The sequence below is a fragment of the Actinoplanes xinjiangensis genome (assembly GCF_003148685.1).
Lineage (GTDB): Bacteria > Actinomycetota > Actinomycetes > Mycobacteriales > Micromonosporaceae > Actinoplanes > Actinoplanes xinjiangensis.
Map to the genome: position 1 here is coordinate 446667 of NZ_QGGR01000007.1, position 10420 is coordinate 457086.

The 10420-nt window shown below is 68.6% G+C and carries 8 protein-coding genes; 2 read left to right on the forward strand and 6 right to left on the reverse strand.

Going from position 1 to position 10420, the window contains the following annotated elements; translation table 11 throughout:
• Positions 1-41: 41 nt before the first annotated feature.
• From BC793_RS18935 to BC793_RS18960, 6 genes are read right to left on the reverse strand one after another with little or no spacing between them, the layout of a single operon-like run.
• Entirely contained in the window at positions 42-2060 is a 2019-nt protein-coding gene (locus tag BC793_RS18935; protein ID WP_109593951.1) for a beta-galactosidase, read from the reverse strand.
• Positions 2057-2704 carry a hypothetical protein gene (locus BC793_RS18940; protein ID WP_109593953.1) on the reverse strand — a complete coding sequence of 216 codons (648 nt, stop codon included), beginning with the start codon at positions 2702-2704 and terminating at the stop codon, positions 2057-2059. Before BC793_RS18940 ends, BC793_RS18935 begins: the two co-directional genes overlap by 4 nt.
• Complete coding sequence (locus BC793_RS18945) at positions 2701-4182, reverse strand: GH39 family glycosyl hydrolase (protein ID WP_109593955.1); 1482 nt, start codon at positions 4180-4182, stop codon at positions 2701-2703. Before BC793_RS18945 ends, BC793_RS18940 begins: the two co-directional genes overlap by 4 nt.
• The gene (locus BC793_RS18950) at positions 4179-5819 is read right to left on the reverse strand and encodes an ABC transporter substrate-binding protein (RefSeq protein WP_109593957.1); all 1641 of its coding nucleotides are present in this window, start codon (positions 5817-5819) and stop codon (positions 4179-4181) included. The genes BC793_RS18945 and BC793_RS18950 overlap by 4 nt, the downstream gene beginning before the upstream one ends.
• A 12-nt stretch (positions 5820-5831) precedes the next feature.
• Entirely contained in the window at positions 5832-6704 is an 873-nt protein-coding gene (locus tag BC793_RS18955) for a carbohydrate ABC transporter permease (RefSeq protein ID WP_109593959.1), read from the reverse strand.
• Positions 6698-7669 (reverse strand): ABC transporter permease, encoded by a 972-nt coding sequence (locus tag BC793_RS18960; protein ID WP_109593961.1) that lies wholly within the window; start codon positions 7667-7669, stop codon positions 6698-6700. The genes BC793_RS18955 and BC793_RS18960 overlap by 7 nt, the downstream gene beginning before the upstream one ends.
• Positions 7670-7871: 202 nt before the next feature.
• Here BC793_RS18960 and BC793_RS18965 point away from each other — a divergent pair, with 202 nt between their 5' ends.
• Together BC793_RS18965 and BC793_RS18970 are read left to right on the forward strand one after the other, a co-directional pair.
• Positions 7872-8921, forward strand: a complete 1050-nt coding sequence (locus BC793_RS18965) for a LacI family DNA-binding transcriptional regulator (RefSeq protein WP_109593963.1) — start codon at positions 7872-7874, stop codon at positions 8919-8921.
• An 8-nt stretch (positions 8922-8929) separates the two neighbouring features.
• The gene (locus tag BC793_RS18970; protein WP_109593965.1) at positions 8930-9907 is read left to right on the forward strand and encodes an acetylxylan esterase; all 978 of its coding nucleotides are present in this window, start codon (positions 8930-8932) and stop codon (positions 9905-9907) included.
• The last annotated feature ends 513 nt before the right edge of the window (positions 9908-10420 follow it).

Consider the following 10420-nt stretch of genomic DNA (forward strand, 5'->3'; position numbering starts at 1 on the left):
CAGGGGCCGGAAGCATGCCCTGCCGCCGCCCGGCGGCATGATCATCCTCCAGCGATTTCCGGACTTCCCGCTGCCGGTGAGTGGCGGAAGACGGCGACCCCGTTCGGGCCCAGGGTTCGGACCGGATGGCCGGAGAGCAGGTCGGTTCCGGTGCAGGCGGGCGGCAGGTCGACCGGGGACGCGCTGTGGTTGAGGACGAACAGCAGGCGGTCGCCGTCCGGGGTGACGCGGACCGCGGTCTCCACGTCCGGCAGGTCGGCGCACGGGCCGAGCAGACCGTGCCGGGTGAGGACCGTCCGGACCACGTGGTCGACCCCGTCCTGGGCGAGGCCCGCCCCGACATACCAGGCGTGACCGCTGCCGAACGTGTTGCGGGTGACCGCCGCGGTGCCGGCGTAGAAGTCGGCGCCGTAGGTTCCGACGACCTCGGCGCCCTGGGCGATGACCAGTTCGAACAGCAGCCGGGACTCGAACGTCGAGCCGTCCATGGTCACCGGGTTGACGTAGGTCGCCTCGCGGGCGTCCCACTCGTCGACCCGTATCCCCAGCAGAGGCGACAACGGCCCCGGTACGTCGGCGGGGAAGGCGTTGTCGTCCTCGTCGACACGGCCGGACAGGAACGTGGTGACCACCGTGCCGCCGCGCCGCGCGACCCCCGCCAACCGATCGGCCAGACCGTCTTTGATCATGTGCAGGGCGGGTGCGACGACCACGTCGTAGCGGTCCAGGGCGGCGGTCACCGGGATCACGTCGACGTCGGCGCCGAGTTGCCACAGCGCCCGGTGGTAGGCGGTGACCACGTCCAGGTAGCGGACCAGCCGCGACGGCCCGTCGGAGATCTCCAGCGCCCACCAGCTGTCCCAGTCGAACAGCAGCGCCACCCGCGCCGGGGTACGGGCGCCCAGGGTCACCGGGCCCAGTGAGTGCAACTCCGAACCGAGAGCGGTGACCTCACGGAAGACCCGGGTGTCCGCCCGGCCGGCGTGGCCGATCACCGCGCCGTGGTATTTCTCGCTGGCCCCGCGACCGGCGCGCATCTGGAAGAAGAGCACCGCGTCGGCGCCGTGCGCGACCGCCTGCCAGCTCCACAGCCGCATCACCCCGGGCCGCTTCAGCGGGTTGACGTCCCGGCACGCGGTCACGCTGGGGGTCTGTTCCATGAGCCAGAACGGCTGGCCGTCCTTGATCCCGCGCATCAGATCGTGGGCGAGCGCCATCCGGGCGGCCGACCGGTCGTCCGGCGGGTAGTTGTCCCAGGAGACGAAGTCGAGGTCGGCGGCCCACCGGTGATAGTCGATCGGACGGTAGAGGCCCATGAAGTTGGTCGTCACCGGTGTGACCGGGTCGGCGGAGCGGATCGCGGCCTTCTCGTCGCGGAAGTTGGTGAGCATCGCGTCCGACATGAACCGCAGGTAGTCCAGGGTGATGCCCTGGAAGGCGGTGTGATCGGGACCGCGCCAGTGTTCGGTGAGCGCCGACGGCGGCTCGATCTCGTCCCAGTCGGTGAACGTGTGCGACCAGAATCTGGTGTACCACGCCGCGTTCAGTGCTTCCAGCGTGGAGTAGCGCTCACGGAGCCATTCCCGGAACGCGGCGGCACAGAGGTCGCAGTAGCAGGCGCCGCCGTACTCGTTGCCGACGTGCCACGCGACGATCGCCTCGTGCCCGGCATATCGCGCGGCCATCCGGCGGGCGATCCCGGCGGACATCCGCCGGAACACCGGGGAACTGGGGCACGAGTTGTGCCGCTGCCCGTATCGATGCCGCCGGCCCTCGAAGTCGGTGCGGGTCACCTCGGGATGGGCCTTGGCGAGCCAGGCCGGATGCGCGCCGGTGCCGGTGGCGAGGCAGATCCGCCGCCCCGCGGCCGCCGCCCGCTCGATGATCGCGTCGAGGGTGCTGAAGTCGTAGACGTCCGGGCCGGGCTGCGTGAGCGCCCACGTGAACACACCCACGGTGAGCGTGTCGATGTGCGCGGCGTCGAACAGCCGGTGATCCTCCTCCCACACCTCCTTGGGCCACTGCTCCGGGTTGTAGTCGCCCCCGTACCGGATCTTCACCCGACGAACTCCTTCCGGACCACGGCGATCGCCGGCCGGGCATTCCCGAGCAGCGCCAGGACCAGCAGCGACGCCGCCAGCGCGAGCACGGCCTCGGACCAGAGCCAGACACCGGCGAGGGCGACGACGATCAGGCAGACGTTGCTCACCGTCACCCCGAAGGAGCGGATCAGGAGGTACGCCGAAAGCCGCGCCACATCACGCCCACGGAACACGAACAGTGACGTGACGACGAGAGCGTTCAGCATCCACACCGTCGCGACTGCGATCACCACCAGTTGCGCAACCCCGGGAGCGAACAGGTTCGGGGTGACCACGAGCAGCCACAGCCCCCAGACCTTCAGCGCACCCACGGCGTTCAGCCGGTAGCCCCGCAGGAACGCCGGACCCGGGCGCAGGTCGGTCAGGTCGAGCCGGCGCCGGTGCAGCGCGTAGATCGCCGCCGACAGTGCCGGCCCCACCGGGAGCAGGCAGAGGGCCGCGAGCGGCAGGTTCGACGGGTCCCGGTCGAGCAGGACCAGCAGCGCCAGCCCCGGCCCGGCGGTGACCAGGAACAACAGTTCGACGGCGAGCAGTGTGTAGACCATCGCGGCGGCCTGGGACAGCAGCCCGGTCCCGAACCGTTCGGTGAGAGCGGTGCTCACGACGGCATCCCGAGCAGGTGGCCGTCGTCCCACCACGACGGTGTCTCGTCGCGGACCGGCGTGATCTCCAGGAGCGTCACCTCGTGCCGGGAGAGCGTCAGGTCGAGGGTGACGTGACCGTCGACGATCGGCAGACCGCGGTGGCTGCGGACCGGCTCGGCGGCCTCCCGCAGGGCATCCAGTTGCCGGGGCAGCGGTGAGGACGGCCGGCCCATCTCCCGCCATGCCGCCCACGCGTTGCCGTACTGCTCGTCGACCGACGACCGCATCAGGAACGCCGACGACCCGGTCATCGGGACGGAGAGCCGCAGCGCATGGGAGGACGGCGAGTTCCGCAGATCCTCGTGGTCGACCGGCGCCCAGGCGAGAACGGTCACCCGCCCGGTGGTGTCGGTGGTCGTCAGGTGATCCGGTCCGCGGGACAGGATCTCGTCGGCCATGCGCGCCATGAACGCGTACAGATGGAAGGTCGGCTTCTTGATCTGCCGGTGGGTGAGCAGGCCGAAACCGCCGTGGAAGAGCGCGACCGGGATGCCCTCCTCCTCGAACATGTCGCTGAACGTCCAGTAGGCGAACGAATCGGCGTGGTCGCCGCCGGCCGCCACGACCGGCGCGAGATAGGCGGCGTGAAAGGCCGTGTCGTGAACGGGGTTGTCCGGGCGATAGGACGAGTTGAACTCGGTGATGTGCACCGGGAGCCCGGCCAGCGGCGTGCCGGCCAGCTGGTGCCGGGGCAGCGCGAACTGCTCCAGCAGCCGTGATGCCGGGCCCAGCGTCTGGTGTGTTCCGAACGGCACGTGCCGGGCCGGCCCGGAGGTGTACGCGTGACGGCTGACGAAATCGATCGGGACGTCCCGGGCGACGACGAATTCGGCGAACGTCTCCAGCCACTTGTCCGAGCCGGGCGAGATCGCCGGGCCGCCGACCTGCAAATCCGGGTCCACGTCCTTGACCGTCGTCGCGGTGATCTCGTAGAGCCGGTGATAGGCGTCGGCGTCCGCGTCGAGCCAGAACTGGGTCAGGTTCGGCTCGTTCCACACCTCGATCGGCCATTGCCGGACCTCGGCCAGTCCGTACCGGTCGACCAGGTGGGTGACCGTGTCGCGGACCAGATCGGCCCACGCCGACCAGGAACGCGGCGGCGTGATGTTGCCCTTCCACCAGAAGACCGTCTGGTCACCGGAGGCCAGCCCGTCGGGCATGAAACCGAGCTCCAGGAACGGCCGGACACCCATGCCGAGGTACGCGTCGACCACCTGGTCCAGATAGGTGAACGAGTGCCGTACGTGCTTCTCGCCGAGATGGGTGAACGGCCGGTGGATGCCCATGCCGTCGCTGAACAGCCCGTGCCCGCGAATGTGCCGGAACCCGATCTCCCGCTGGATCAGGGCGAGCGAGTCCTGATGGTCGCGGCGCAGGGCGAGTTCCATCCGGCCGGTCCCGACGCACGCGCGCCAGGCGGCCGGCAGCCGGCTCATCCGTGCTCTTTCTTGTAGCGCTCGTACGCCTTGTTCACGATGTCCACGTACTTCGTGGAGTTCTTGCCCTCCAGCTCCTTGACGTAGGCGTCCCATTCGGAGAGCGGCCGCTGCCCGAGCGCGAACTTCAGCGTGTTCTGGAAGACGTGGTCCTTGAGCGCCGAGTCCCAGAGGGTGACCTGCTCGCGTTCCTCGATGGTCAGCGGCGCGGGCGGCGCGACCGGGCGGATCTGGCGCTTGTTCATCTCGGCCTGGAACGCCTTCTCCTCCTCGGAGAACTGCGAGTTCAGCATCTTCGTGCTGCCGCCGTAGGCGAAGACGCCGTTGGAGAAGCCGTAGTCGACCTGGAGGTCCTTGGGCGCGCCGGGGTTCAGGCCACCCCACTTGATGCCCGGGTCGAGCTTGAAGCTGCCGTCTTCCACGTTGCCGGTGTAGGTCTGCCCCTCGATGCCCCACTTGCTGAACATCAGGCCGGCGTCGGAATACCAGAGCCAGTCGATGAACTGCATCATGGCGACGAAGTTCTTCGAGTCCTTCGCCTTCTTGGAGATCATGATGCCGTTCTCCAGGCGGTTGTGACCGGGCAGGGTGGCGCCGGCCGGCCCGATCGGCAGGATCAGCTTGGCGACCTTCGCCCCGGGGAGCTTGGCTACGTCCTTGCGCGCCTCGTTGACCAGCGTCTGTGCGTTGACGCTGATCATGAACGACTTGCCGTTGGCGAACTTCTGCCGGGCGATGTCGTCGGTCTGGGTGAAGCTCTCCGGGTCGAGCAGACCCTCCTTGACCAGCGTGTTCACGTACTCCAGCATCTGCCGGTACTGGTCCATGCCGCCGGAGTAGACGAACTTCCCGGCGGTCGCGTCCCACTCCATCGGGTTCCAGGCCCAGCCCGCGCGGGTGCCGTGCGCGGTGCTGAGCAGGCCGAACAGGTTGTTGGCGCCCGGTTGCGGGGGAGTGCTCCAGCGATCGGACAGCGGATAGAGGTCCGGGTGGGCCTTCTTCATCTCCCGCAGCACACCCGTCAGGTCGTCCCAGGTCTGCGGTGCGGTGAGCCCGAGCCTCTCCATGACGTCGGTGCGGACCCCGAGCGTGTAGTCCTGCCAGACGTTCTCGTGCAGGCCGGGCAGCAGGTAGTACTTGCCGTCCTGAGCCTTGAACCCGTCCAGGTTGGGCTGCAGGTTCCAGCGGGCGACCTTCTCCTTGAAATGCGGCATCAGGTCGACGTAGTCGCTGATCGGCAGGATCGCGCCGCCGGCGATGAACGCCTCCTCGTCCGGGTGGTAGGTCTTCGGGATGATCATCGGCGCGTCCCCGGCGCTCACCACGACGCTGCGCTTCTGGTTGTAGTCGCTGCCCGGCACGGCCGTCGACTCCAGCGTCACATTGGTCCGGGCGGCCAGCTCCTTGAAGAACGGCCAGTCCGCCTTGTACGGGTAGGCCTGGTTGCTGAGCATCATGATCGAGAAGGAGACCGGTTCGGTGGCCTTGAACTGGTCGCCGACTTTGAACCCGTCCATCGCGCCGGCCCGCTTGTCGTCGGTCGACGTGTCGCCACCGTCGTCGCTGCAGCCGGCGAGCCCGGCCACGGCCGCGGCGCCCGCGGCGGTCAGGAGATGACGCCTGGTCAGCTGAAACATGGGGGAGTGCTCCTAGCCCTTGACGGCGCCGAGCATGACGCCGGAGACGAAATACCGCTGGATGAAGGGATAGACGAGCATGATCGGCGTCATGATCAGGACGATCGTGACGGCCTGGATGCTCGCGGCGATCTGCAGCGCGGCCTCGCTGGTGGCGTTGTTGTCGGTGCCCGAGGTCGCGCCGGCGATCAGGTTGCGCAGATAGACGGTGACCGGGAACAGTTCCTGCCGGTCCATGTAGAGGAACCCGGCGAACCAGGAGTTCCAGAAGCTCACCGCGTAGAACAGCAGCATGGTGGCGAGCACCGCCTTGGACAGCGGCAGCACGATCCGCAGCAGCGTGCCGTACGTGCCGGTGCCGTCGACCGCGGCCGCCTCCTCGAGCTCGGTCGGAAGGCTTTCGAAGAACGCCTTCATCACGAGCAGGTTGAAGACGCTGATCGCGTTGGGCAGCACGATCGCCCACAGCGTGTTGCGCAGGCCGAGCGAGCTGATCAGCACGTAGTTGGGGATGAGGCCGCCGTTGAAGAACATCGTGAACACCGCGATCCCGACCAGCAGGCCGCGGCCCCTCAGGTTCCGCTTCGACAGCACGTACGCGTAGCAGGTGGTCAGGACCAGCGCGATCACGGTGGCCACGACCGTGTAGAACACGGTGTTGCGGTAGTTGGTCCAGAACATCGCGTCGGACATGACCTTGTCGTACGTGGTGAGGTTGAATCCTTTCGGCCAGATGTTGACCTGGCCGGACCGGATCTCCTGCTCGCCACTGAACGAGCGGGCCACGATGTTGACGAACGGGAACAGGGTCACCAGTACGACGACGGTGAGCACGAACCCGTTGACCGCCTGGAACGCCCGGTATCCCCGGGTCGCGCCTACCACAGGCTCGTCCCCGCGACGCGGCGCGACAGCGAGTTCGCGCCCAGCACCAGGGCCAGCCCGATCAGCGACTCGAAGAGCCCGATCGCGGCGGCGTAGCTGAAACTTCCCGACACGATGCCCACCCGGTAGAGGTACGTGGAGACGACATCCGCGGTCGCGTAGGTGAGCGGGTTGTACAGCAGCAGGACCTTCTCGAACCCGACCGCCAGGAACGTGCCGATGTTCAGGATCAGCAGCGTGATCATGGTGGGGCGGATGCCGGGCAGCGTCACGTGCCAGGTCTGCCGCCAGCGGTTCGCTCCGTCGACCTTCGCCTGGTCGTACAGGTCGTTGTCGATCGTGGTCAGCGCCGCGAGATAGAGGATCGTGCCCCAGCCGACGGTCTGCCACACCTCCGACGACACGTAGATGGTCCGGAACCAACCCGGTTCCTGGATGAACGCGACCGGATCCTGCCCGATCGCGCGCAGCCCCTGGTTGACCACACCGTCGATCGAGACGGTCTGCAGGATCAGGCCGGCCACCACCACGATCGACAGGAAGTGCGGCAGGTAGGAGACGGTCTGCACGAAGCCCTTCAGCCAGCGGGTGCGGACCTCGTTGAGCAGCAGGGCCAGCACGATCGGCAGCGGGAAACAGAACAGCAGCGTGAGCGTGCCGATCACCGCGGTGTTCGTGAAGACCTGCCAGAACGTCGGATCGGCGAGGAACATCCGGAAATACCGGAGCCCCACCCAGTACTCGCCGAACAGGTCGCCGCCGGGCTCGTAGCGCCGGAACGCGATCACGTTCCCGAGCATCGGCAGATAACGGAACACAACGAAGAACAGCAGCGGGAGTACGGCCAGCGAATACAGCTGCCAGTCCCGTCGCAGCGCCTGCGCCCAGGATCGGCGACGCGGCCGCAACGGGGGGTCGGGTGGATCCTCAGTGGACGTGGACGGGCTTGCCTGGGCTGTCAGCATGAGCCAGCCTTCCGAAACTTTCATCGAAAAACCGGGATGTATGGCGGCGAACCTAAGTCCGTTACGAATCGATGTCAAGCCTGATGGGAAGGCTCGTCGGATGGCGATCAACAGTGGACTCCATCGATCTTCTGTGGTTAGGGTGCGAGCAGGTTCGAGCGAAAGCCCATTCGCAACTACCGATGGCGGTGCGTGATTTTCGATGACGAAGTCTGACGGGTCCGCGACCATCGCCCTCATCGCGAGTGACGTCGGGGTGTCGGTGACGACGGTCTCGAAGGTGCTCAACGGGCGTGCCGACGTGGCCGCCCGGACCCGAGCCCTCGTCGAGGACAGCCTCCAACGGCACGGCTACCGCCGGCGCAGTCGCCGTCCACCCGCCGTCACCGGACACCTCGACCTCGTCTTCCACGAGTTCGACACGGCCTGGTGCATGGAGGTCATCCGCGGCGTCGAGGAGGTCACCTCCCCGGCCCGGGTGGAACTGGTGATCTCCCAGCTCGGCGGCCGGCACCGGCCACCCCGGCACTGGGCCGACGACGTGCTCCACCGCAGTCCGCTCGGCGTACTGCTGGTGCTCTGCCACCCGACCGAGTCCCAGCGGCGGCTGCTGACCCGGCAGCGGATCCCGTTCGTCGTCCTCGACACCGACAGCGCCACCGCGGCCTCGACCCCGACGGTCGGCTCCAACAACTTCAACGGCGGCCTGCTCGCCACCCGCCACCTGATCGATCTCGGCCACCGCCGGATCGCCGTCGTCTCCGGCCCGGCCGACGTGCTCTGCAGCCGGGCCCGCGTCGCCGGATTCCGGTCCGCCCACGACGAGGCCGGCCTGCCCGTGCTCCCGTCCCTGGTGCGCTACGGCGCCTTCACCGGCCACGCCGGATATGAGCACGGCATGCAACTGCTCGCCACGCCGGACCGCCCCACCGCGGTCTTCGCCGGCTCCGACATCCAGGCGATGGGCGTGATCCGGGCGGCCCGGCAGCTCGGCCTCCGGGTGCCCGCCGACGTCTCGATCGTCGGCTACGACAACGTCCCGGTCTCGGCCTGGGCGGCGGCCCCGCTCACCACCGTCGACCAGCACGTCGCCGACATGGCCGGCACCGCCGCCCGCATGGTCCTCGACCTGGCCCGGGGCATCGACGTCCCGATGACCCGCATCGACCTGGTCACCGAACTGGTCGTCCGCGAAACCACCGCCCCACCGCCGTCCGCCGCACCGACGGCATCACTGTCGCCCTTCGTCTGAGGTTTGCCATGGCCGCTTTTGATCTGCCGCTCGACCAGCTCGAACGGTACGTTCCGGACCTGCCGGAACCGGACGACTTCGACGCCTTCTGGCTGAAGACCCTCGTCGCGGCCGCGGGCCCGGCAGTTCTCGAGGTCCGTCCCGAACCCAACGACCTCGCGCTCGTCGACTGCTGGGACGTCACGTTCGGTGGCTTCGACCGCCAGCCGGTCCGCGCCTGGTACACCCGGCCCGCCGGCCACTCCGGCCCCCTGCCGGCGATCGTCGAGTACGCCGGTTACGGCCGTGGCCGTGGCCTGCCGCACGAGCGTCTGACCTGGGCCACGGCCGGTTACGCCCACCTGCTGATGGACAATCGCGGCCAGGGCGACCTCTACGGTTCCGGCGGCGACACCCCCGACCCGGAGTCCGGCACGGCGATGGGCGGCCCCGGCCCGGCCACCCGCGGGATCCTCTCCCCGTACGACTACTACTACCGCCGCCTGATCACCGACGCGTTCCGTGCTGTGATGGCGCTACGGGAACTGCCCGGCACCGACCCGGCCCGCATCGCGGTGATCGGAAACAGTCAGGGCGGTGGTCTGGCGCTCGCCGTGGCCGGCCTGATCCCGGACCTCGCCGCGGTCCTCGTCTCGTCCCCGTTCCTCTGCCACATCCAGCGGGCCGTGTCGCTGACCGACCTCGCCCCCTACGGCGAGATCGCCACCTACCTGTCCGTGCACCGGGACGCCGAGCCCGCCGTCGGGAACACCCTCTCCTACGTCGACGCCGTCCACTTCGCCCGCCGCGCGACGGCGCCCGCCCACTTCGGCATCGGCCTGCGGGACGCGGTGTGCCCACCGAGCACCGGCTTCGCCGCCTACAACCACTACGCCGGGCCCGACAAGACCATGCACACGTACCGCTTCAACGGCCACGAACACGGCGATGCCGTCCACACCCGCTCCCAGCTCCGCTGGCTGAACCCCCGCCTCCACCCAGCCTGACCCCACCCGCCCGGCAGAAACACAGCACCCCCCTTCCACCGACCACCCCTCACCACCGACCTCATCGAACCGGCCGCCACCGCCGCGTTCAGGGCGTTTTGACAGCCCCAGGCCACACCGGATCCTCACACCGGGCCACCGGGCCACCGGGCCACCGGGCCACCGGGCCACCGGGCCAACAGGCCAACAGGCCAACAGGCCAACAGGCCAACAGGCCAACAGGTCAGCGGGTCAGCGGGGCCCACGGGTCAGCGGGGTCAACCGGTCAGCGGGTCAGGGGCCAACAGGCCAACGGGTCGGCGAGTCAGCGGGCTAGTAGGTCGGCGGGTCGGCTAGGTCTCCAGAGCGCGCAGGCCGTCCTCCCAGCGCGCCCGGCGCTCTTCGAGGTCCTGCTCCCACCAAGGCGTGCCACGCTCACCTAGGTGGCTGGTGTTAAACGCGGGTTGATCAGAGTTTCTGATCAACCCGCGTCGGTCTTTGTGGGCTGCTGCGGGTGAGAGACAGCGGCGGCCG